A 22043-nucleotide genomic window follows, 5' to 3' on the forward strand; every position below is an offset into this window, starting at 1 on the left:
CTCAGGCCGGACGGCTGACAGATCACGCGGGGCCCCGGATCCATGGATCCGGGGCCCCGCTCGTGCGCGGTGGTGGTCCGACCGTGAGCACGTCGCTCCTTTGCCCTGCCCTGGCCTGGCGCGCTAAGCTGGACCGGTCTGACCGCGCGTCGCCCCGTGCGAGGCGCGCCGGACGGAGGAGACGTGCCAGAGCGGCCGAATGGACTTCACTGCTAATGAAGGGCTCGGCGAAAGTCGGGCCGGGGGTTCAAATCCCCCCGTCTCCGCCAGAGAGGGCCGGAATCCACGCGATTCCGGCCCTCTTCGCGTCTGCGCGCGGCGACCTGACATGGCGACCGGCTGGTGACTAGCCCTCCCCGCGACGCTCGCGCATGCGGCGCAGCAGCTCGTACGCCTCCGGGACGGAGAGCTCCGAGTGGCTGGACAGCTGGACGGCGGCGGACTCGAGGTTGCCGTCCCGCACCATGGCGGAGAGCTGGTCGCGCAGCCACGGCGGCAGGTCCTGCGAGGAGAGGCGGACGGACTCCGTCCCCCGCATCACCTCGACCTCGAAGGGGAACTCCTCCTCGGCAGGGGAGGCGGTCCACTCGGCCGGGACGGTCAGGGTGGTCAGCTCGTCGGCGGGCGGCGCCGTCGGACGCGGCGCTGCTGAGTCGTGGTCGGCGTCCTGCCGGGCGTCGTCCTCGGCCACGGCGCCAGAGGTCTCGCCCTCGGTCGTCTGGGCGTCCGGCTCCCTCCGCCCACTCGGATCCTGTCCGGGCCGCTCCGGCCCGGGGGTCTCGGCCGGGGCCGCGTCGTCCCGGTGGGGCTCCCCATGGTCGGCGGGAACGGGCCCCGCGACTCCGGCGGACGTGGCGTCCGGTTCCTGCACCGGCTCGGAGTAGACCTGCGGATGCACGGCGAGGGACTGCACGTCCATGACGGCGTCCTTCAGGCCGCGTCCCGTGTGGGCGCGGTAGTCGCGCACGGCCTCCATCACGCGGCTCTGGGCGATGTGCCCGTACACGCGCCGATGGGCGTCCTCGTCCAGCAGCCCCGCCGCCAGACGCGCCCGCTCCGGTCCGATGTCCAGCCCGCGACCGGACGGCGTGCGCGGGTCCCCCGCCTGACGCGCTCGACCGGCCGACATCCACCGGGCGGCGGCGAACGCGAGGGCGCCGATGACGACCACCGCGAGGACAGGGACGAGATATTCCATGCCTCCATTCTAGGTGTGGCCCGCGAGGGCCATGCCGGCGGCCGCGGCGCCACATCACAACCTGGTCACAGTTCTGCCAGGGCTCCAGGGCCACCGGGGGGCCTCCCCTACGGTGGAATGTGGAGTCCTCCGTGTCGGGCCACGGCGGCCCTGGAGGAGACACTCCGCCCGCCACTCGACCGAGCCAGGAGACCGCATGTCCTTCCCCCGCCCGTCCGCCCGCACCGTCGACACCCCCTCGCCCCGGCGACGCCGCTGGTGGGGGACGTCGGTGGCGCTCGCCCTCGTGCTGGCCGGCTGTGCCGCCCCGCAGGGGGACGAGGGGACGACGGCCGGGTCCTCGGGCGCCACGGACGCTGCCGTCTCGTCGCCCGCATCTGCGGACGGATCGGAGGCCTCGTCGTCGCAGGGACGGTCCTCGGATGCGGCCTCCTCACAGGCTGCGGCGTCGTCCGGCGAGGGCTCGCCGTCGGCCGCCGCGGACCCCGCGGTCCCCCTGGCCGCCCGCTCCCATGAGGGCGTGCCGATGCGGGCCTTCACGGCGGAGGAGCGCCCGCCGCAGTTCGTCCTCTTCTCCTTCGACGGCGGCCGTCAGGACGCGCGCTGGAAGACCTTCCTGGACGCGGCGGCGGACTCCGACGCGAAGTTCACGGTGTTCCAGTCCGCGATCAACCTCATCGAGACCGCCAACCGGGAGAACTACACGGCGCCCGGCAACACGCCCGGCTACGTGGGCACGGAGTTCGGCGGCGACGAGGCCGAGGTGGCGCAGCGCATCGAGAACATCAACACGGCCCACGCCGCCGGCCACGAGATCGGCACCCACTACGCGGGCCACCTGTGCGCCCTTGCGACATACGGCGGCGACCAGTGGTCCACGGCCGAATGGGAGCAGGAGTACGGCTCGTTCGCGGACATCCTCTCCGACCCCGGCGCCTACAACCCGGGCAGCTCCCTGCCGGCGCTGGAGGTCACCCCCGAGGACGTCAAGGGCGGACGTCTGCCCTGCCTCGACGGGGAGTGGGACCAGCTCGTCCCGATGTGGAAGGACAACGGAATCGAGTACGACACGTCGCGTGCCGCGGCCACCTCCGGCGTCGCCTGGCCCTACCAGGAGGACGGGATCTGGGAGTTCGAGATGCCGATGACCTGGTCCCCCGTGCTCGCCGAGAAGGGTGCGACCAGCCCGTTCGTGATGGCGATGGACTACAACTTCTGGATCTCCGGCAACGGCGGCAAGGACATCCCGGAGGACGTCGCCCGGCTCACCGACTTCCAGTACCGCACCTACCGCTACATGTACGACTCGGCGTTCGCGGGCAACCGCGCCCCGCTGGTCTTCGGCAACCACTTCAACGACTGGGGTCTCAACGCGTTCAACCCGGCCGTGGAGAAGGTCATGCGGGAGGTCTGCGTCGAGGAGGACACCTACTGCGTGACCTACCAGCAGATGATCGCGTGGCTCGAGCTGCAGGACCCGGAGGTCCTCGCCGCCTGGCGTGACCAGGCCCGGTCCGCCACCGGCACGGATGCCGAGGCCCTCGGCTGGTGACCGGCGGGTCGACCCACTGACACCCGCCCCGACGACGGCCCCGGCTCAGCGCGCCGGGGCCGTCCCGCGCCCGCGCAGCACGACGACGGCGCTCGCCAGGGCGGTCAGCACCAGGGCCAGGACCATCAGCACCGTCCCCGGCCACCCGTGGGACTCGTGGAACACGCCGCCCAGCCAGCCGAAGAGGCTCGAGCCGGCGTAGTACGCGAAGTTGTACAGGGAGGTCGACTGGGCGCGGCCCGTGGGGGCGGCCGTCCCGGACCACGCGGAGGCCACGGCGTGGGCGGCGAAGAACGCGCCCGTCACGAGCACGAGGGCGGGCACCAGCACCGCCGGATGCGGGACCAACGTGAGGGCGACGCCCGCGGCCATGGCCGCCGTCGCGCCGGCCAGGACGGGCAGCCGGCCCACCCGCGCGGCCAGCCAGCCCGCGCGCGGCGACGACCACGTGCCCGCGAGATAGGCGAGGAAGACGAGGCCGGCCGCCGTCGGCGTCCAAGAGAACGGCGGGTCGAGCAGGCGGTACCCCACGAAGTTGTACAGCGCCACGAACCCGCCCATCAGCAGCGCCCCCTGCAGGTAGACGGCGACGAGCTCCGGCGAGCGCAGGTGACCGCGCACGATGCGCACGAGCGTCGCCGGGGAGGTGGGCGACGGCGTGAAACGCCGGGCACGCGGCGTGATCGCCAGGAAGCCGACCGTGCACAGCAGCCCGACCACGGTGACGGCCAGCATCCCGCCGCGCCACGAGGACGCCTCCGCGACGGGCAGGGCGAGGAGCCGGCCGGAGAGCCCGCCGAGGGTGGTGCCGGCGATGTAGGTGCCGGCGGCCGCCGCGACCGCGTGCGGGGCCACCTCCTCCGCCAGCAGTGCCACGGCGAGTCCCGCGACGCCCCCGTGCGCCATGCCCTCGAGCAGGCGCAGGCCGAGCATGGCCTCGAACGTGGGCGCGAGGACGCCCGCGAGCGCGCACGCGCTGGCGGAGACCATCGAGACCACCATGGCGCGTCGGCGGCCCCATCGGTCCCCGGCCACGGACCACGGCACCACCGACAGGGCGAGGCCGAGCGTGCCGGCAGAGACGAGCAGGGCGGCGCGGTCCGCAGGAACGCCCAGGTCGTCGCTGACCAGCGGCAGCAGGCCCTGCGGGGAGTAGAGCTGGGCGAACGTGGCCACCCCGGCCAGGAACAGCCCGATCAGCAGCCTGCGGTACGCGGGCTCCCCGGGGGCGGCCGGCGCGGGACCCGACGGCGGAACGGCCGGGGGCCCCGCGGGCGGGGGCGAAGTGGTCGGGGGCACGCCATCACTGTATCCAGGCTGTCCACTACGATCGGTCGAGTGACTACCTCGACCCCCTCCCTCGACCTGCACGATTCCTTCAAGGCGTACGACGTCCGCGGCATCGTGGGCGAGTCCATCACGGCGGAGAGCGTCCGCGCGGTGGGCGCGGCCTTCGTGGACGTGCTGGGCCTGGCCGGTCAGACCGTGCTGGTCGGCGGGGACATGCGCCCCTCCTCGCCCGCGTTCATGACGGCCTTCGCCGAGGGCGCCACGCGCCGCGGCGCCGACGTCGTCACCCTGGGGCTGATCTCCACGGACATGCTCTACTACGCGGCGGGCGTGAAGCAGGCCGCGGGCGTGGTGTTCACCGCCTCGCACAACCCGGCCGAGTACAACGGCATGAAGATGGCCCAGGCCGGCGCCGTGCCGGTCTCCTCGGACACCGGGCTGTTCGAGATCCGCGACGCGGCCCAGGCCTACCTCGACGCCGGTGAGATCCCCGCCGCCGAGACGGTCGGCACCGTGACGGAGGAGGACATCCTCCCCGGCTACGCCGCGTACCTGCGCTCGCTCGTGGACCTGACGGGGGTGCGCCGCCTGAAGGTCGTGGTGGACGCGGGCAACGGCATGGCGGGCAAGACCACCCCGGCCGTCCTCGGCGACGCCGAGCTGGCCGCCCTGCCGCTGGAGATCGAGCCGCTCTACTTCGAGCTGGACGGCACCTTCCCGAACCACCCGGCCAACCCGCTGGAGCAGGAGAACCTGCGGGACCTGCAGGCCGCCGTCGTGGAGCACGGCGCGGACATCGGCCTGGCCTTCGACGGCGACGCCGACCGCTGCTTCGTGATCGACGAGCAGGGCGCCCCGGTCTCCCCCTCCGCGATCACCGCCCTGGTGGCCCGCCGCGAGATCGCCCGCGCGAAGGCCGACGGCGAGCAGACCCCCGTGGTCATCCACAACCTGATCACCTCCCGCGCCGTCCCCGAGCTCGTGGCGGCCGACGGGGGCCGGGCCGTGGAGACCCGCGTGGGCCACTCCTTCATCAAGGCGGTCATGGCCGCCGAGTCCGCCGTGTTCGGCGGCGAACACTCCGCGCACTACTACTTCCGCGACTTCTTCAACGCGGACACCGGCATGCTGGCGGCCATGCACGTGCTGGCGGCCCTGGGCGGCCAGGAGCAGCCGCTGTCCGAGCTGGCCGAGGAGTACGAGCCGTACGTGGCCTCCGGAGAGATCAACTCGCAGGTCGAGGACAAGGACGCCGCCGTGGCCGCGGTGGTGGCGCAGTTCGCCCCCGCCGTGGGCGAGGGCGTCGGCGAGGGCCAGGCCGTGCACGAGGACTTCGCCGGGGTGGCCACCACGGTGACCCGCATGGACGGCACCACGGTCGCCGCCCAGGACGGCACGTGGTGGTTCAACCTGCGCCCGTCCAACACGGAGCCGTTCCTGCGCTACAACGGCGAGGCCCGCACGGCCGGCACCATGGAGGCGCTCCGCGACGCCGTGCTGGCGATCGTCCGCGCGGAGCGCTGACCGCGGCGGCTCATCCGGCCTGGGCGAGGGCGAGCGGCAGCACCCCCTGCGCGCCGGCCTCGCGCAGCACCCGCGCGGCCTCGGCGAGCGACCACCGCGAGTCGACGAGGTCGTCGACGAGCAGCACGGGGCCGTGCCGGCCGGCGTCCGGGGCGGTGCGCAGCATCTGCGCCATCGCCTCGGGGACGGCGAACCGGCCGTACACGGACCCGAGCCGGTAGGCGCTGTTGCCGCCCGGCCCGGCCGTGGGGCCGCCGCGCGCGTGCTCGAGCGAACCGAGGAACGGCAGCCGGCCGATCCGGGCGATCCCCTCGGCGAACGACCCCACCAGCTGCGGGCGGGTGCGCGAGGGCATCGCGACGACGGCGATCGGCCGCGTCCGCCACCCCCAGCCGGCCAGGACGTCGACGGCGCCCCGCAGGACCTCCTCCGGCACCGGGGCGTCCTCCCGGTCCAGCAGGTCCCGCAGGACGGTGCCCCACCCGAGGTCCGTCAGGCGGGCGAGCGCGCGGCCCTCCTCGGCCTGCGACTCGGACGCGATGCGCCCCTTGACGGGCACGCCCAGCCGGTCCATGCCCGAAGGCCACATGCGACGGGGCTCGATCGGCACACCGGTGCGGCGCAGGGCGGCCTCCGCGCGCTCACGCGCCGCCCCGTCCGAACCCGTCGGGTACCAGGGGCCGGCGCAGACGTCGCAGCGGCCGCACGGCGCGGCAGTGGGGTCGTCCAGGGTGCGGGCCAGGAACTCCATGCGGCACCGGTCCGTGGTCTGGTAGTCGAGCATGAGCCGCTCCTCGGCCCGGCGGGCCTCGGCCACGCGGGCGTACCGCTCGGCGCCGTACGTCCACTCCCGCCCGGTGGCGCGCCAGCCGCCGCCCACCCGCTCGACCGCCCCGTCCACGGCGAGGACCTTGAGCAGCAGCTCCAGGGAGGTGCGCTTGATCCGCACGGCCGGCTCGAGCGCCGCCACGGAGAGGGCCCCGCCGTGGTCCGCGAGCGCCCCCAGCACGGCGCGCGCCTGCTCCTCGTCCGGCATGGAGGCGGTGGCGAAGTACTCCCAGATGCGACGGTCCTCGGGCCCGGGCAGCAGGAGCACGTCCGCGTGGTCCGTCCCGCGGCCGGCGCGGCCGACCTGCTGGTAGTACGCCACGGGGGAGCCCGGCGCACCGAGGTGCACCACGAACGTCAGATCCGGCTTGTCGAAGCCCATGCCGAGCGCCGAGGTGGCCACGACGGCCTTCACCCGGTTGGCCTTGAGGTCCTCCTCGATCTCGGCGCGACGCTCCGGGTCCGTGCGGCCCGTGTAGGCGACCACCTCGTGCCCCGCCTCGCGCAGGGCGCGCGCCGTGTCCTCGGCGGCGGAGACGGTGAGGGCGTAGACGATCCCGGAGCCCGGCAGGTCCCCGAGGTGGTCGAGGAGCCAGGCCAGGCGCGCGGCCGGGCTGGGCATGCGCAGCACGCCCAGGCGCAGCGAGGCGCGGGCCAGGGGGCCGCGGAGCACGAACACGTCCTGCTCGGAGGCGACGCCGAGCTGCTCCACCACGTCCGCCACCACACGGGCGTTGGCCGTGGCGGTGGTGGCCAGCACGGGCACCGCGCGCGGCCCCTCGGCGGGCAGCAGCCCGATCAGGTCCCGGATGCGGCGGTAGTCCGGCCGGAAGTCGTGCCCCCAGTCGGAGATGCAGTGGGCCTCGTCCACCACGAGCAGGCCCATGCGCGCCACGAGGTCCGGCAGCTGCTCGTCCCGGAACCGGGGGTTCGTGAGGCGCTCGGGCGAGATCAGCAGCACGTCCACCTCGTCCGCCGCGAGCCGGGCGCGGACCTCGTCCCACTCCGTGGCGTTCGCCGAGCTCACGGACACCGCGCGCACGCCCGCCCGGGCGGCGGCCGCGACCTGGTCCCGCATGAGCGCGAGCAGCGGGGAGACGATCAGCGTGGGCCCCGCGCCGCGGGCGCGCAGCAGGAGGGAGGCCACGAAGTACACGGCGGACTTGCCCCAGCCGGTGCGCTGCACCACCAGGGCGCGGCGGCGGTGGGCCACGAGCGCGTCGATCGCTTCGAACTGCCCGTCCTTGAATCGCGCGTCCGGCCGGTCCACGAGCCGACGCAGGACGGCCAGGGCCTCCTCGTGCAGCGCGGCGTCGCCCCCCGGCGCGGAGGTCTCGGGGAGGCGGGGGCCGGCGTCGGGGTGCGAGGTGGCGTCCATGGCGTCAGTATGCCAACCGGCCCGGACACCGCAGGCGCGGCGGCGCCGTGCACCGGTGGGATGATGGCGGGATGAAGCTGAGCGCCTACACCGACGTCTGCCTGCGTGTGCTGATGACGCTCGCGGCGGCCGAGGGGGAACGGCTCACCAGTCAGCAGATCGCGGACCGGATCCAGGTGCCCTACAACCACGTGATCAAGGCGGTCGCCGAGCTGCGTCGCCGCGGGACCATCGAGGTGCTGCGCGGTCGGCACGGCGGGGCCATGATCGCCGCGGCCGGTCTGGACCAGCGTGTGGGCGAGCTCGTGCGCACGCTGAGCAGCCGCGACGAGGTGATCGACTGCGCCGGGCGCGACTCCGGGGTGGCGTGCCCCTACGCCGGCGACTGCCGCCTGCGCGGCGCCCTGCACCGCGCACGCGAGGCCTTCCTCGCCGAGCTCGACACCGTGCGGATCCGGGATCTGGTGAGCGCCGGGCCTGTCGGCGGGCCCGTGCTGCTGGGCCTGCCGGAGATCCCCGTGGCGCACTGAGGGAACGGCCCGGGGGCGAGTTCCCGACGGCGACGGCCGGGTGTAATCTGGCAAAGGCAGCGCAAGATTCGCCACCGAGGAGACGGAGACTCCCGTGCTGTCCGAGAAGTCCCACCCCGTCATCGAGGCCACGGCCGCCGTCGTCGCCGAGCACATGCCGGAGATCACGCCCCTGTTCTACGCCCACATGTTCGAGGCCCACCCCGAGCTCCTCGACGGCGTCTTCTCCCGCGCCAACCAGCGCAACGGCGAGCAGGCCCAGGCCCTGGCCGGATCCATCGTGCACTTCGCCGTCCACCTGCTCGAGCACCCGGACACGCTCCCCGAGGCGGTCCTCTCCCGCATCGCCCACAAGCACACCGCGCTCGGCATCGTCGAGGAGCAGTACCCGATCGTCTACGAGAACCTCTTCTGGGCCATCGGCGAGGTGCTCGGCGACGCCGTCACCCCCGCGGTGGCCGACGCCTGGACCGAGGTCTACTGGCTCATGGCCGACGCCCTCATCAAGATCGAGAAGGGCCTCTACGCCCAGCAGGCCAACGACAGGATGTGGACGGACTGGAAGGTCGTCGCGAAGGAGCCCACCGGCAACGCGGCCGTCACCTTCCGCTTCGAGCCGGCCGACGACACCCCGCAAACCCGCGGCAAGGCCGGCGGCTACGTGTCCGTACGACTGAAGGTCGAGGACGGCCTGCGCCAGTGCCGCCAGTACTCCCTCTCCGAGAAGGCCGGGTCCGCCACCGAGCGCGTCATCACCGTGAAGCTGGACGAGGGCGGCGAGGTCTCGCCCGTGCTCATCCAGAACGTGGAGGTCGGCGACGTCATCGAGCTGTCCAACCCCTACGGCGACATCACCCTCGAGGACGAGGACTCCACCGCTCCCCTGGTCCTGGCGACCGCCGGCATCGGCATCACCCCGGCCGCGGCGATCCTGGACGCCCTCGCCCGGCAGGGCTCGGACCGCCAGGTCCTCCTCTTCCACGGCGACGCGTCCTGGGAGGCCGTGGCCCTGCGGGAACAGGTGGCGGAGTCCCTGGCGGCGCTGCCGCACGGCGACGCCCGCCTCTTCCTCGGGGTGCGACCCGAACAGGACCCCGAGGGCGTCACGACCGTCGAGGGTGTGATGCACTTCGACGACGTCGAACTGCCCCGCGACGGGCACTACATCCTGTGCGGCCCGCTCGCGTTCATGCAGTCCACCCGCTCGAAGCTGATCGACGCCGGCGTGCCCGCGAGGTCCATCCGCTACGAGATCTTCGGCCCGGACCTCTGGCTCGCCGCCTGATCCGGCCCTGGAACGCGGAACGGCCCGCACCCCTCACGGGGTGCGGGCCGTTCCGCGTGCGGCGGGGCTCAGGCCTGGGCGAACCGGGCCTTCTGCGCCTCGAAGCGGTCGCGGATGGCCTGGGGCAGGGACTCGCCGAACCGGCCGAGCCACTGCTCGATCTGCTCGTTCTCCTCGGCCCACTCCGCGGCGTCGACCTTGAGGGCGTCCTCGAGGTCCTCGGCCGACACCTCGATGCCGGACAGGTCGAGCGAGCCCGCGGCCGGCACGAGGCCGATCGGGGTCTCCTCGGCCTCGGCCTTGCCCTCGAGGCGCTCCACGATCCACTTCAGGACGCGGGAGTTCTCGCCGAAGCCGGGCCAGGCGAAGCCGCCGTCGCGGTTGCGGCGGAACCAGTTGACCAGGTAGATGCGCGGCAGCTTCTCCGGGTCGGCCTTGCCGGACTCCCTGACCCAGTGGGCCAGGTAGTCGCCGGCGTCGTAGCCGAGGAACGGCAGCATGGCCATCGGGTCGCGGCGCACGACGCCCACGGCGCCGGCGGCGGCCGCGGTGGTCTCCGAGGAGAGGGTGGCGCCCTTGAGGATGCCGTCCTCCCAGTCGAAGGCCTCGGTCACCAGCGGCACGGTGGTCTTGCGGCGGCCGCCGAACAGGATGGCGTCCAGCTTCACGCCCCGCGGGTCGCGGTACTCGTCGGCCAGCATGTCCGTCTGCTCGATGGGCGTGCAGAACCGGGAGTTCGGGTGGGCGGCCGGGGTGCCGGACTCGGGCGTCCAGTCGTTGCCGCGCCAGTCGGTGAGGTGCTCGGGGACCTCGTCCGTCATGCCCTCCCACCACACGCCGCCGTCGTCGGTGAGGGCGACGTTGGTGAAGATGGAGTTGCCCTTGGAGATCGCGCGCATGGCGTTCGGGTTGGTGGACCACCCGGTGCCGGGGGCGACGCCGAAGTAGCCGGTCTCCGGGTTGATCACGCGGAACTCGCCGTCCTTGCCGGCGCGGATCCAGGTGATGTCGTCGCCCAGGGTCTCGGCCTTCCAGCCCTCGATCGTGGGGTCGATGAGGGCGAGGTTGGTCTTCCCGCAGGCCGACGGGAAGGCGCCGGTGATGTGGTAGGACCGGCCCTCGGGGTTGGTCAGCTTGAGGATCAGCATGTGCTCGGCGAGCCAGGCCTCGTCCCGGGCCATCACGGAGGCGATGCGCAGCGCGTAGCACTTCTTGCCGAGCAGGGCGTTGCCGCCGTAGCCGGAGCCGAAGGACCAGATGGAGCGCTCCTCGGGGAAGTGCACGATCCACTTGGTCTCGTTGCACGGCCACGGCACGTCCTCCTGGCCCGGCTCCAGCGGGGCGCCCACGGAGTGCACGGCCGGCACGTAGAAGGCCTGCTCGCGGGACATCTTGTCCAGCACGTCCTGGCCGATGCGGGCCATGATGCGCATCGACAGGACCACGTAGGCGGAGTCGGTGATCTCCACGCCGTACTTCGGGTCCTCGGCGTCGAGGTGGCCCATCACGAACGGGATCACGTACATGGTGCGGCCGCGCATGGCGCCGGTGAACGCGTCGTCGAGGATGCCGTGCATCTTCGCCGGGTCCATCCAGTTGTTGGTGAAGCCGGCGTCCTCCTCCTTCTCGGAGCAGATGAAGGTGCGGTCCTCCACGCGGGCGACGTCGGCGGGATCGGAGAACGCGGCGAAGGAGTGGGGGAACTTGTCCTCGGCCAGGCGGGTCAGGGTGCCCGCCGCCACGAGCTCGTCCGTGAGGCGGTCGCGCTCCTCCTCGGAGCCGTCGACCCACTGGACGGAGTCCGGCTGCGTCAGCTCTGCGATCTGGGCGACCCACTCGCGCAGCTGGGCGTAGTCCGTGGGCGCGTCCGCCAGGGCGCGATCCGCGAACGAGGTGGTGGCGTTGTCAGCCATGGTCGAGAGTCCTCCCATTGGGGTCCGGGGCCGTTCCGTCCCGTCCACTCCGATGCGTGCACCGCCGAAGCGCGCACCACATCGTTGTGGCCGCACGGTCCTGCCATGGTACCCGAGCGCGGCTATCATGACCGCGCCTCCGCCACACCCCCGCCGCAGACCACCGCAGACCGCCGATTTGCACTTCGTCAGCGAGGTCCTGTAGTGTTCTACGAGTTCGAGCCGCTCCGGCGGATCGGATGATGCGCCCATAGCTCAGCTGGATAGAGCGTCTGTCTACGGAACAGAAGGTCAGGGGTTCGAATCCCTTTGGGCGCACGATCGGAAGGCCCCGCTCCTGCAGGAGCGGGGCCTTCGTCATGTCGGCGCGCTCCTCCGCCACGCGCCCACGCGCGCCGCCGCGGAGGTCAGCGCCCCGGCACCACGAAGTGCGTCAGGGCGGCGTCGCGGCCGTCGAGCTCGGCCCACGGCTTCTCCACCCGGAACACCTGCATCCCGAGCGTCGGGTAGTGCTCGCTCATGCGCAGCGCCGCGTCCTGGTCCGAGTCCAGGCTCATCAGCCGCATGCCCAGCTCCTGCACCCACGGCATGTGGCCCACCACCAGCAGCCGTCGCGTGGTCTCCTCCGTCTCGTTGACGACGGCCAGGGCCCGCGCCGCGTCGGCGCCGTACAGCCGCGGGTCCAGGTAGGGCGTGGGCGCCAGCTCGCCCAGGCGCTCGCACACCCACACGCACGTCTGACGGGTGCGCAGCGCATCGGAGCACACGACGGCGTCCGGGACGAGGTCGTGCTCGCGGAGCCAGTCACCGGCGGCGGGCGCCTGGGCGTGGCCCCGCTCGGCGAGCGGGCGGGCGTGGTCGTCGGCCGCGTCGGGCCAGCCGGCCTTGGCGTGCCGGAGGACGATCAGGGTCTTCGCGTCGGCGGTGCTCATGCGGCCAGGCTACGGCGACGGCCCCCGCTCGGGTGAGCGGGGGCCGTCGTCGGACACGGGCGGGCGCGGGTCAGATGCTGTACTCCGGCGCCGCCCACACGACCACCTCGGGGTGGCGGTAGAAGCGGTAGCCCTGGCCGCGCACGGTGCGCACGGTGTTCGCGAGACGCCCGAGCTTGGCGCGCAGTCGGCGGATGTGCACGTCGATGGTGCGCTCGTTGGGCACCTCGTCGGCGTTGCGCCACAGGGCGTCGAGCAGCTCCTCGCGGCCGACGGTGCGCTCGCCGTTCTCCACGAGGTAGTTCAGGAGCTCGAACTCCTTGAAGGTGAGATTCAGCGACTCGCCGTCCAGCTGCACCTCGCGCCGGGACAGGTCGATCAGCACACCGGGCTGGCGCGTGGACACGGGGGCCGGTGCCTGCGCCAGGTCGGGACGGGTGCTGCCCTGCACGGTCGGATCGCCGAGCACCTGGCGCACGACCTCGAGGTCGCGGCCCTCCGCGCCGGCGGGGGCCAGGGCGACGGCGGCGTGCGACTCCGCGCCGGGGACGAGGGACTCCACGTAGTGGCGCAGCTCGTTGGCCAGCCGCGTGAGGGAGGTGCCGGCGGCCGAGGCGGCCAGCTCGTCCATGCCCACGTAGATGACGAACCCACGCGCCTCGTTCTCCCGGGCCACCGCCTGGGGGCCCGGAATGCCGTTCGGCGCCAGGACCGGCGTCGGCGCCGTCTGGGAGTCGGGGGCGTCGGTGCCACCGGCCAGGCGCAGGCCTGCGCGGGCCTGGCCTCGGCGGGACATGCCGTCGGCCCGGCGCTGCGCATTGCGGACGGAGATGTGCACGTATCCGGCGGACTGACCCATGGCCACCACTCCTCTTTCGGCTCATGGCCCCTCCACCGCTCGGTCGGTGCGGCGGACGAGGCGTCACATGACAAGAATGTGACGTCACCGAGGAGACTGGCAAGTAACGTTCGCGGTTTTGTCTCACTATTTGAGAGAACGAGTCCTGAATGTGCTCAACATCACTATTCGCGGATCGGAATAGCGTTGCGCGGCCGCTCGGCTCGCCCGCATAACTCTTTCATTGTTCGACAGGGCAGGGTGCGCCACAGGACGAGTGAGTATGCGGAATATTTATGCAGGCGACTTCCAGGTTTGCCATGTGACGCCGTGATGACGGGTCACAGCGGGCCGCGACGTCCACTAGATGGACGACACATTCGCGGCTCCGCTTGACGTCCCCGCCGGAGACGCTCCCGCGAGACGGCCACGGCCCCCGCCGTGTGGGGGCGGGGGCCGTGGCCGTCTCGTGGCGGACGCGGAGGTCCGTTCAGGTCATTCCGCCAGACCGTAGAGCCGGTCGCCGGCGTCGCCGAGGCCGGGGACGATGTAGGACCGCTCGTCCAGGCGCTCGTCGACGGCGGCCAGGTACAGGTCCACCTCGACGTCGCCCAGCGAGGCCTCCAACCGCTCGATGCCCTCGGGCGCTCCGAGCAGGCAGAGGCATGTGACCCGCGCCGCGCCGCGCTGGTAGAGGAAGCGGATGGCCTCGATCAGCGTGCCGCCCGTGGCCAGCATGGGGTCCAGGACGAACACGTGACGCCCGGACAGGTCGGCCGGCAGCCGCTCCGCGTAGGTGACGATGTCCAGCGTCTCCTCATTGCGGGCCATGCCGAGGAACCCGACCTCGGCGGACGGCGCCATCTTGGTCATCCCCTCCAGCATCCCGAGCCCCGCGCGCAGGATCGGCACGACCAGCGGACGCGGGCGGGCCAGCCGGAAGCCGGTGGTCTCGGTCACCGGGGTCTCGATCCGCACCTCCTCCATGGCCACGTCGCGCGTCGCCTCGTAGGCGAGCAGCATCACGAACTCCTCCGTGAGCTGCCGGAAGATCATGGACGGGGTCTTCTTGTCCCGCAGGACGCTGAGCTTGTGGGCCACGAGCGGGTGGTCGACGATGTGGACGCGCATGGCGCCCACGGTACCGCCCACGCGCGCCCCTCCGCCCGTCCCCGCGCCCGCGGGGGCGCCGACACCGCCGCTAGGCTGGCCGCGTGTCCGCCCCCGTCCCCTCCCCCGCGCCCACGGCCGAGCAGGAGCACGCGTGGATGGGCCTGGCACTCCGGGCCGCCCGCGCGGCCGGAGCGGCCGGCGACGTGCCGATCGGCGCCGCGCTCGTGGCCGGCGACGGGACCGTCCTGGCCGTCGTCGGGAACGAGCGCGAGCAGCACCACGATCCCACCGCCCACGCCGAGGTCCTCGCGCTGCGCCGCGGCGCGGAGCTGCGGGCCGCCGCCGGAGCGGGCGACGGCTGGCGCCTGACGGACTGCACCCTCGTGGTGACCCTCGAACCCTGCCCCATGTGCGCCGGCGCGCTGCTGCTGGCCCGCATCCCGCGCGTCGTGTTCGGGGCGTGGGACCCGAAGGCGGGCGCGTGCGGCTCGGTGCTGGATGTGGTCCGCGACCCCCGCTTCAACCACCGGGTGCAGGTCCGCGCCGGCGTCCGCGCCGAGGAGAGCGCGGCGCTGCTGCGGGGGTTCTTCGCGGCACAGCGCGACTGAACGCGCCCGTGCCCGACGACGGCGGGCGACCGGTTTGGGCGCGCCGCCACGGCTCGGGTAGGGTGTCCTGGTCTGGTGACGTGTCCGAGCGGCCGAAGGTGCAGCACTCGAAATGCTGTGTACGGTAACCCCGTACCGTGGGTTCAAATCCCACCGTCACCGCCAGATGTGAAGCCCGGGAGCCTCGTGTTCCCGGGCTTTCGCCATGCCGGGGCGGGTCCGGCCGCCGGCTCAGCGAGGCAGGACGGCGTCCAGGAACGAGGCCACCGCGGACCACGAGATGGTGGCGTGCACGGCGCTGGCCGGCACACCGGTGCGGAGCACCTCCGCGCTGCGGGTCTTCGCGGTCATCATGCCCAGGTCGTGGCCGCCCTCGGCCACCGAGTAGAACGCGGTGCGCAGTCCGGCGGCCTCGGCGGCCCGGTACAGCTCGAGGCTCTGCCCCCACGGGACCGTGACGTCCTTGCGCCCGTGGACGACCAGCAGGGGCGGCGAGTCCGGGCGCACGTGTGTGATCGGCGAGGCCAGCCGGGTCAGGCCGCCCGAGGCCAGGACCGGCACCCCCAGCATGTCCGACTTGGTGCTGCGGTCGTCGAGGTGGCAGTGCTCGAGCCGGTTCGCGCGGTTGTAGTCCGCGCACGCGCCCGGGAGCATCTGACGGTTCATCGTCAGGAAGTCCGTGGGGCCGAAGAAGTCCACGATCGCCTGGACGCGGTCCTCCTCCGGGATCGCGTGGCCGCCGTCGGGCACCTCCCGGCCGGGCGGCGGCACCTGCTCCCGGTCCAGGTCCTGCCCGCCCGTGAGGCCGGCCATGAGTGCGTTCCAGCCGCCCGATGACGAGCCGGCCACCGCCACCCGCCCCGCGTCCAGCTGCAGGCCCGGGGCGTTGCGTCGCACCCAGCGGACCGCCGCCGTCGCGTCCTCCACCTGGGCAGGGAACGTGCCCTGCTTGGAGCTGCGCACCGAGAACGCGGCGACGGCGTAGCCGTGCGGGACCAGGCCGCGGGCGACGTCGGCGCCGTCGCTGTAGCCGCGATCGCTGCGCCAGCCGGAGCCCGCGTTCCACACGAGGACCGGGAACGGGCCCTGGCCCGGCGGCCGGTACACGTCGATGCGTCCGGCGCGCCCGGGCAGGGCCGCGTACGTGTGGCCGGTGGAGCTGCGCATGCCGTACAGGGCCGTCGCGTTGGCGCCCAGCGGCCCGGCGGGCGCGCCGGCCAGGTCGGCGACGACGGCCACCCCGCCCACCGCGAGGGCGCCGACCCCGAGGCCGAGCGCGGCGCGGCGGGACACCCGCGCGGACCGTGTCGCCGACGTCATGGGCCCCCTTCCGGTGCGGAGCCAGGCACCCCGCCCCGGCGAGCGTAACCGAGCGGCGGGGGCCGACCCCCGTACCGTGTCCGCGGCCGGTGCGATCATGGGGCCATGTCTGTTCGGGTGCTAGCCATCGGCAAGAAGCATGAGGCGTGGGTCGTCGACGGGATCGACCGCTACGAGCGTCGCCTCAAGAAGCCCTACGACCTCTCGTGGCGTCTGCTGCCGCACTCCGCGCGGCAGGAGGAGGCGGCGCGCACGGAGGAGTCGGACCGGATCCTGGGCGCGGTCGGCGCGGACGAGCACCTGATCCTGCTGGACGAGCGGGGGACGGCGTTCGACTCGCCGGGTCTGGCGCGGCACCTGCAGAGCCGGTTCGACGTCGGCGCCCCGGTGACGATGGTGATCGGAGGCGCGTACGGGGTGGACGCCCGGGTCCACGCCCGCGCGGACCGCGTCTGGTCCCTGTCCCCGCTCGTCTTCCCGCACCAGCTCGTGCGGCTGATCCTGGCGGAGCAGGTCTACCGAGCCCAGGAGATCTCCGCCGGCCGACCGTACCACCACGCATGAGCGGGCCCGCGGAGACCGCAGCGGGCTCGGCCACGCCCGCGGCCGACGTCGTCCTGGGCCGGTTCACCGAGCCCACGCGCGCCTGGTTCACGGGCGCGTTCGAGGCCCCGACGCCGGCCCAGCTCGGCGCGTGGGACGCGATCTCCTCGGGGCGGCACGCGCTGGTGATCGCGCCGACCGGCTCGGGCAAGACCCTCTCCTCCTTCCTCTGGGCGCTCGACTCGTTCGTGCGCGAGCCTGCCGCCGAGGGGACGGCGGCCACCCGCGTCCTCTACGTCTCGCCGCTGAAGGCGCTCGGCGTGGACGTGGAGCGGAACCTGCGGGCCCCGCTGGTGGGCATCACGCAGACCGCCGCGCACCAGGGCAGGCCCGTGCCACGCGTGCGGGTGGGTGTGCGCTCCGGGGACACCCCGGCGGCCGAGCGGCGGCGCCTGCAGCAGGATCCGCCGGACATCCTCATCACCACGCCCGAGTCGCTGTACCTCATGCTCACCTCGCAGGCCCGCACGGCGCTGGCCGGGGTCCGCACGGTGATCGTGGACGAGGTGCACGCCGTGGCCGGGACCAAGCGCGGCGCCCACCTGGCCGTCTCCCTCGAGCGCCTGGACGCCCTGCTGGACACGCCGGTGCAGCGGATCGGCCTGTCCGCCACGGTCGAGCCGGCCGCCGAGGTGGCCCGGTTCCTCGGCGGCACGCAGCCGGTGACGGTGGTGCGGCCCGCCTCGGCCAAGCGCTGGGACCTGACGGTCACGGTGCCGGTGCCGGACCTGACGGACCTCTCCTCCCCCGCCGCGGCCCACGACATGGGGCCCGGCTCCTCGACGGGCGGGCTCGGCGACGAGGGCGCGGTGCCGGGCGGGTCCATCTGGCCGCACGTCGAGGAGCGGATCGTGGACCTGGTGGCCGAGCGGCGCTCCACGCTCGTGTTCGCCAACTCGCGCCGCCTGGCCGAGCGCCTCACCGGTCGGCTCAACGAGATCTGGGAGGCCCGCGCCGAGGCCGCCGCCGCAGCCGAGCACCCGGACGCCGTCCCGGGCTTCCGCACGCCGGATCCGACCGGCTTCCACGGCCCCGCCCAGGTGGCCGGGCAGGCCGGCACCGGATCGGGCACCGTCTCCGACTTCGCCCGCGCCCACCACGGCTCCGTGTCCAAGGAGCAGCGCGCCATCGTGGAGGAGGCGCTGAAGACCGGCCAGATCCGCTGCGTCGTGGCCACGAGCTCGCTCGAGCTGGGCATCGACATGGGCGCGGTGGACCAGGTGATCCAGGTGGAGTCGCCGCCCTCGGTGGCCTCCGGTCTGCAGCGCGTGGGCCGCGCCGGCCACCAGGTGGGCGAGGTCTCCCGCGGCGTGTTCTTCCCCAAGCACCGGGGCGACCTCGTGGACACCGCCGTCGTGGCCGAGCGCATGACGGCCGGGCGCATCGAGTCGCTGCGGATCCCCGCCAACCCGCTGGACATCCTCGCCCAGCAGACCGTGGCCGCCGTCGCCGTCGCGGACCTGGACGCCCAGGAGTGGTTCGACCTCGTGCGCCGGTCCGCGCCTTTCGCCACGCTGCCGTTCTCCGCCTACGAGTCCGTGCTCGACCTGCTGGCCGGCCGCTACCCCTCGGACGAGTTCGCCGAGCTGCGCCCGCGCATCCTGTGGGACCGGGAGAACGGCACGCTCGCCGCCCGCCCCGGCGCCCAGCGCCTCGCGGTCACCTCGGGCGGCACCATCCCGGACCGCGGCCTGTTCGGGGTGTTCCTGGCCTCCGACGGCGGCGCGGACGGCACCCCCGGCGGCGCGGCGGCCGGGGACACCGCCGAGTCCGCGGGCACCGCGTCCGCGGGCTCGGCCCGCTCCGGCGGACGCCGGGTCGGCGAGCTCGACGAGGAGATGGTCTACGAATCCCGCGTGGGGGACGTCATCCTGCTGGGCGCCACGAGCTGGCGCATCGTGGACATCACCGCGGACCGCGTCCTGGTGCTGCCCGCCTACGGGCAGCCCGGCAAGCTCCCGTTCTGGCGGGGCGACGCCGCAGGCCGGCCGGCGGAGCTGGGCGACGCCGTCGGGCGCTTCCGCCGCGAGCTGGACGCGGACCCCGAGGCCGGCCGCACCCGCCTGGGGGCCGCGGGCCTGGACCCGTGGGCGCAGGACAACCTGCTGGCCTACCTGAAGGACCAGCGTGAGGCCACCGGGGTGCTGCCCACCGAGCAGACGCTCGTGGTGGAGCGGTTCACGGACGAGCTCGGCGACTGGCGCGTGGTGCTGCACTCCCCCTACGGCATGGCGGTGCACGCCCCGTGGGCGCTCGCAGTGGGGGCGCGGCTGGCGCAGCGGTACGGGCTGGAGACCGGCTCGGGCGCGGCGATGGCCGCCGACGACGGGATCGTGCTGCGCATCCCGCTGATGGACGCGGAGCCACCGGGCGCGGAGCTGTTCGAGTTCACGGCCGAGGAGCTGGACGAGATCGTCACGGCGGAGGTCGGCGGGTCTGCGCTGTTCGCGGCCCGGTTCCGGGAGAACGCGGCCCGGTCCCTGCTGCTGCCGCGCCGTGATCCCGGGCGACGGACCCCCCTGTGGCAGCAGCGGCAGCGCTCCGCGCAGCTGCTGGACGTGGCGCGGAAGCACCCGCGGTTCCCCGTGATCCTGGAGACCGTGCGCGAGGTGCTCCAGGACGTCTACGACCTCCCGGCGCTCAAGGAGCTCGCGGGGCGGGTGGCCTCGCGGGCCGTCCGGCTCGTGGAGGTCACGACGACGGCGCCCTCGCCGTTCAGCCAGTCCATCCTGTTCGGCTACATCGCCCAGTTCATCTACGAGGGCGACTCCCCGCTGGCCGAGCGCCGCGCCGCCGCGCTCTCCCTCGACCCGGCACTGCTGTCCGAGCTGCTGGGCACGGAGGAGCTGCGCGAGCTGCTCGACGCCGAGGTCATCGCGGAGGTCGAGGCCCAGCTGCAGCGGCTCGCGCCCGACCGGCGCGCCCGCGGGGTCGAGGGCGTGGCGGACCTGCTGCGCCTGCTGGGACCGATGTCCGCGGCGGAGGCCGCGCGGCGCACACGCCCCGAGGGGGAGGCGGAGGAGGCCGCGGACGAGGACGCCGTCGCCGGGATGCTGGCGGAGCTCGAGCGCGCCGGCCGCGCGTTCCGCCTGCGCCAGGACGGGGTCGAGCGGTTCGCCGCCGTCGAGGACGCCGCCCGCCTGCGGGACGCGCTCGGCACGCCGATCCCGCACGGGGTGCCCACCGCGTTCCTCGACCCGGTTGACGACCCGCTCGGGGACCTCGTGGGCCGCTACGCCCGCACCCACGGCCCCTTCACCGCCGCCGAGGCGGGGGCCGCGCTGGGGCTGGGGGGCGCCGTCGTGCTCTCGGTGCTGCAGCGCCTGGCCACCGAGCGCCGCGTGAGCACGGGCGCGTTCCGGCCGGAGGGCACCCCCGGAGCCGCCGGCCTGGACGCCGAGTGGTGCGACGCCGAGGTGCTGCGGCGGATCCGCATGCGCTCCCTCGCCGCGCTGCGCGCCGAGGTCGAGCCGGTGGACCAGGCCGCCTACGCCCGGTTCCTCGCCGACTGGCAGCACCTGCGGCCGCGGACGGGGCGCGACGGGGCCTGGCGGCCGCCGGCCACGCTCGAGGGCGTGGACGGGGTGGCCACCGTCCTGGACCAGCTGGCCGGCACGCCCCTGCCCGCGAGCGCGTGGGAGTCCCTCGTGCTGCCCGCCCGCGTGCGGGACTACGCCCCCGCCCTGCTCGACGAGCTGCTGGCCACGGGCGAGTACGTGTGGTCGGGCGTCGGGGAGGCCACCGGCAACGACGGCTGGGTGGCGCTGCACCCCGCCGACGCCGTGGACCTCACGCTGCGCCTGCCCGAGCCCGCCGAGGAGACGCCGGCCGACGCCGCCCTGCGCGCGGCCGTGCTCGAGGTGCTCGCCGGCGGCGGGGCCTGGTTCTTCCCCCAGCTCGTGGAGCGGGTGCGGGCGGTGCAGGCGGCGGCCGGCGACGGCGGCACGGGGGCTGCGGGCGGGGCGGTCGGGCCCGACCCGCACCGCGACCCGGCCGACCTGGCCCGCGGACCCGCGGTGCTGGGCGCGCTGTGGGGCCTGGTGTGGGACGGCCGGGTCGGCAACGACACGTTCGCCCCCGTCCGCGGCCTGCTCTCGCTCGGCAAGACCGCGCACCGCACCGGCCGGCAGAGCCCGCGGGCCCGCACCGCGCGGACGGGCGGAGCCGCGGGGGCGGCGGCCGGGCGCGGGCTCGGCGGGCGGCTGGCCGGGGTGCGCGGGCGTGGCCGGTACGCGGGGCTCACCTCGCCCGAGGACGGCGCCCGGGGCTCGGCCGGCCTCACGGCGGGGACCGTCGGGCTCTCGGCCGCCGAGCAGGCCCGCTCGGCCGGCCGCTGGTCCTTGCTGCCGGCCGCCGAGCAGGACCCCACGATCCGCGCCCACGCCACCGCCGAGCTGCTGCTGGACCGGTATGGCGTGATCACGCGCGGCTCCGTGGTGGCCGAGGAGGTCCCCGGCGGGTTCGCAGGGCAGTACCGTCTGCTCACCCGGATGGAGGACGCGGGCCAGGTGCGCCGCGGCCACTTCGTCGACGGGCTGGGCGGCGCGCAGTTCTCCACCGGCGCCGTCGTGGATCGGCTGCGCGGGTTCCAGCGGGACGAGGAGGACGCCGCCGTCGACGCCGCCCCGCTCGCCCTCGCCCTGGCCGCGACGGATCCGGCGAACCCCTACGGCGCCGCGCTGGACTGGCCGTCCGTGCCGGCCGGGCCGGACGGCGTCGTGCCCACGGGCCACCGCCCGGGCCGGAAGGCGGGCGCCGTCGTCGTGCTGATCGCGGGGCGGCTGGCCCTCTACATGGAGCGCGGCGGGCGCACGCTGCTCGCGTTCACGGAGGAGCCGGGCGAGCTGCGGGCCGCAGCGGAGGCGCTCGTGTGGGCATTGCGCACCGGCCGGACCGAGCGGCTGAGCCTGGAGAAGGTCAACGGCGGGCCCGTCCTCGGCACGCCGCTGGCCGAGGCGCTGCTGGCCGCGGGGTTCTACTCGAGCCCGTCGGGCATCCGGTTCCGGAACTGAGAGCCCGTGTCCGTCCGTCCGTCCGCAACGCGGGTTGAGTTGTCGCGGGTCCCGCCGTCGAACACCCGCGACAACTCAACCCGCGTTGCCCAGGGTGGCCCTGTCGCGGAGGCGGGGCC

The 22043-nt window shown here is 74.2% G+C and carries 15 protein-coding genes and 3 tRNA genes; 10 read left to right on the forward strand and 8 right to left on the reverse strand.

The window, feature by feature from the left end:
• Nucleotides 1-177 precede the first annotated feature (177 nt).
• Nucleotides 178-269 (forward strand) — tRNA-Ser (locus AC0VX4_RS09425).
• A gap of 77 nt (nucleotides 270-346) precedes the next feature.
• Here AC0VX4_RS09425 and AC0VX4_RS09430 read toward each other — a convergent pair.
• On the reverse strand, nucleotides 347-1198 hold the full coding sequence (locus AC0VX4_RS09430) for a hypothetical protein (protein ID WP_060775563.1): 852 nt from the start codon (nucleotides 1196-1198) through the stop codon (nucleotides 347-349).
• Nucleotides 1199-1394: 196 nt separating this feature from the next.
• On the opposite strand from AC0VX4_RS09430, the gene AC0VX4_RS09435 reads away from it, so the two are divergent.
• On the forward strand, nucleotides 1395-2750 hold the full coding sequence (locus tag AC0VX4_RS09435) for a polysaccharide deacetylase family protein (RefSeq protein WP_095695324.1): 1356 nt from the start codon (nucleotides 1395-1397) through the stop codon (nucleotides 2748-2750).
• Between the two features lie 45 nt (nucleotides 2751-2795).
• Here AC0VX4_RS09435 and AC0VX4_RS09440 read toward each other — a convergent pair whose 3' ends face one another.
• Entirely contained in the window at nucleotides 2796-3947 is a 1152-nt protein-coding gene (locus AC0VX4_RS09440; RefSeq protein WP_260840804.1) for an MFS transporter, read from the reverse strand.
• Nucleotides 3948-4088: 141 nt separating this feature from the next.
• Here AC0VX4_RS09440 and AC0VX4_RS09445 point away from each other — a divergent pair, with 141 nt between their 5' ends.
• Entirely contained in the window at nucleotides 4089-5564 is a 1476-nt protein-coding gene (locus tag AC0VX4_RS09445) for a phosphomannomutase/phosphoglucomutase (protein ID WP_060775566.1), read from the forward strand.
• A 10-nt stretch (nucleotides 5565-5574) separates the two neighbouring features.
• Here the strand turns inward: AC0VX4_RS09445 and AC0VX4_RS09450 are convergent, their stop codons facing one another.
• Nucleotides 5575-7770 (reverse strand): RecQ family ATP-dependent DNA helicase, encoded by a 2196-nt coding sequence (locus AC0VX4_RS09450; protein ID WP_475464300.1) that lies wholly within the window; start codon nucleotides 7768-7770, stop codon nucleotides 5575-5577.
• A 71-nt stretch (nucleotides 7771-7841) separates the two neighbouring features.
• Between AC0VX4_RS09450 and AC0VX4_RS09455 the strand changes: the two genes are divergently transcribed.
• Together AC0VX4_RS09455 and AC0VX4_RS09460 are read left to right on the forward strand one after the other, a co-directional pair.
• On the forward strand, nucleotides 7842-8300 hold the full coding sequence (locus AC0VX4_RS09455; protein WP_095695320.1) for an RrF2 family transcriptional regulator: 459 nt from the start codon (nucleotides 7842-7844) through the stop codon (nucleotides 8298-8300).
• 94 nt (nucleotides 8301-8394) lie between these two features.
• The gene (locus tag AC0VX4_RS09460) at nucleotides 8395-9585 is read left to right on the forward strand and encodes a globin domain-containing protein (RefSeq protein ID WP_475464301.1); all 1191 of its coding nucleotides are present in this window, start codon (nucleotides 8395-8397) and stop codon (nucleotides 9583-9585) included.
• 68 nt (nucleotides 9586-9653) lie between these two features.
• Here the strand turns inward: AC0VX4_RS09460 and AC0VX4_RS09465 are convergent, their stop codons facing one another.
• Nucleotides 9654-11498, reverse strand: coding sequence for a phosphoenolpyruvate carboxykinase (GTP) (locus AC0VX4_RS09465; RefSeq protein ID WP_475464302.1), 1845 nt, complete (start codon nucleotides 11496-11498; stop codon nucleotides 9654-9656).
• Nucleotides 11499-11742: 244 nt separating this feature from the next.
• Between AC0VX4_RS09465 and AC0VX4_RS09470 the strand changes: the two genes are divergently transcribed.
• Nucleotides 11743-11816 (forward strand) — tRNA-Arg (locus AC0VX4_RS09470).
• Nucleotides 11817-11905: 89 nt separating this feature from the next.
• On the opposite strand, the gene AC0VX4_RS09475 is transcribed toward AC0VX4_RS09470, so the two are convergent.
• The 3 genes from AC0VX4_RS09475 to upp all read right to left on the reverse strand — a co-directional run bounded on the left by AC0VX4_RS09475 (nucleotide 11906) and on the right by upp (nucleotide 14399).
• A complete protein-coding gene (locus AC0VX4_RS09475) occupies nucleotides 11906-12430 on the reverse strand; it encodes a SixA phosphatase family protein (protein WP_002854135.1) in 525 nt (174 codons plus the stop codon).
• A 70-nt stretch (nucleotides 12431-12500) separates the two neighbouring features.
• Nucleotides 12501-13289: a winged helix-turn-helix domain-containing protein gene (locus AC0VX4_RS09480; protein WP_002854132.1), complete on the reverse strand. Its 789-nt coding sequence runs from the start codon at nucleotides 13287-13289 to the stop codon at nucleotides 12501-12503.
• Between the two features lie 474 nt (nucleotides 13290-13763).
• Nucleotides 13764-14399: a uracil phosphoribosyltransferase gene (upp, locus tag AC0VX4_RS09485; RefSeq protein WP_073117232.1), complete on the reverse strand. Its 636-nt coding sequence runs from the start codon at nucleotides 14397-14399 to the stop codon at nucleotides 13764-13766.
• An 83-nt stretch (nucleotides 14400-14482) separates the two neighbouring features.
• Between upp and AC0VX4_RS09490 the strand changes: the two genes are divergently transcribed.
• Both AC0VX4_RS09490 and AC0VX4_RS09495 read left to right on the forward strand, forming a co-directional pair.
• On the forward strand, nucleotides 14483-14989 hold the full coding sequence (locus AC0VX4_RS09490; RefSeq protein WP_036383689.1) for a nucleoside deaminase: 507 nt from the start codon (nucleotides 14483-14485) through the stop codon (nucleotides 14987-14989).
• Nucleotides 14990-15063: 74 nt separating this feature from the next.
• Nucleotides 15064-15154, forward strand: a tRNA-Ser gene (locus AC0VX4_RS09495).
• A gap of 66 nt (nucleotides 15155-15220) precedes the next feature.
• On the opposite strand, the gene AC0VX4_RS09500 is transcribed toward AC0VX4_RS09495, so the two are convergent.
• On the reverse strand, nucleotides 15221-16309 hold the full coding sequence (locus AC0VX4_RS09500; protein ID WP_475464303.1) for a CocE/NonD family hydrolase: 1089 nt from the start codon (nucleotides 16307-16309) through the stop codon (nucleotides 15221-15223).
• Between the two features lie 105 nt (nucleotides 16310-16414).
• Here AC0VX4_RS09500 and AC0VX4_RS09505 point away from each other — a divergent pair, with 105 nt between their 5' ends.
• On the forward strand, nucleotides 16415-16873 hold the full coding sequence (locus AC0VX4_RS09505) for a 23S rRNA (pseudouridine(1915)-N(3))-methyltransferase RlmH (protein ID WP_174232859.1): 459 nt from the start codon (nucleotides 16415-16417) through the stop codon (nucleotides 16871-16873).
• The gene (locus AC0VX4_RS09510) at nucleotides 16870-21924 is read left to right on the forward strand and encodes an ATP-dependent helicase (protein ID WP_475464304.1); all 5055 of its coding nucleotides are present in this window, start codon (nucleotides 16870-16872) and stop codon (nucleotides 21922-21924) included. The genes AC0VX4_RS09505 and AC0VX4_RS09510 overlap by 4 nt, the downstream gene beginning before the upstream one ends.
• The last annotated feature ends 119 nt before the right edge of the window (nucleotides 21925-22043 follow it).

The sequence above is a fragment of the Micrococcus sp. 63XJN7_8_ISO-PGPR-S23-253 genome (assembly GCF_056173425.1).

What these genes read in the sequence shown, in the direction of transcription:
- AC0VX4_RS09430 (WP_060775563.1), bottom strand. Translation starts at nt 1,198, where the DNA reads ATGGAATATCTCGTCCCTGTCCTCGCGGTGGTCGTCATCGGCGCCCTC.
- AC0VX4_RS09435 (WP_095695324.1), top strand. Translation starts at nt 1,395, where the DNA reads ATGTCCTTCCCCCGCCCGTCCGCCCGCACCGTCGACACCCCCTCGCCC.
- AC0VX4_RS09450 (WP_475464300.1), bottom strand. Translation starts at nt 7,770, where the DNA reads ATGGACGCCACCTCGCACCCCGACGCCGGCCCCCGCCTCCCCGAGACC.
- AC0VX4_RS09455 (WP_095695320.1), top strand. Translation starts at nt 7,842, where the DNA reads ATGAAGCTGAGCGCCTACACCGACGTCTGCCTGCGTGTGCTGATGACG.
- AC0VX4_RS09465 (WP_475464302.1), bottom strand. Translation starts at nt 11,498, where the DNA reads ATGGCTGACAACGCCACCACCTCGTTCGCGGATCGCGCCCTGGCGGAC.
- AC0VX4_RS09475 (WP_002854135.1), bottom strand. Translation starts at nt 12,430, where the DNA reads ATGAGCACCGCCGACGCGAAGACCCTGATCGTCCTCCGGCACGCCAAG.
- AC0VX4_RS09480 (WP_002854132.1), bottom strand. Translation starts at nt 13,289, where the DNA reads ATGGGTCAGTCCGCCGGATACGTGCACATCTCCGTCCGCAATGCGCAG.
- upp (WP_073117232.1), bottom strand. Translation starts at nt 14,399, where the DNA reads ATGCGCGTCCACATCGTCGACCACCCGCTCGTGGCCCACAAGCTCAGC.
- AC0VX4_RS09500 (WP_475464303.1), bottom strand. Translation starts at nt 16,309, where the DNA reads ATGACGTCGGCGACACGGTCCGCGCGGGTGTCCCGCCGCGCCGCGCTC.
- AC0VX4_RS09505 (WP_174232859.1), top strand. Translation starts at nt 16,415, where the DNA reads ATGTCTGTTCGGGTGCTAGCCATCGGCAAGAAGCATGAGGCGTGGGTC.
- AC0VX4_RS09510 (WP_475464304.1), top strand. Translation starts at nt 16,870, where the DNA reads ATGAGCGGGCCCGCGGAGACCGCAGCGGGCTCGGCCACGCCCGCGGCC.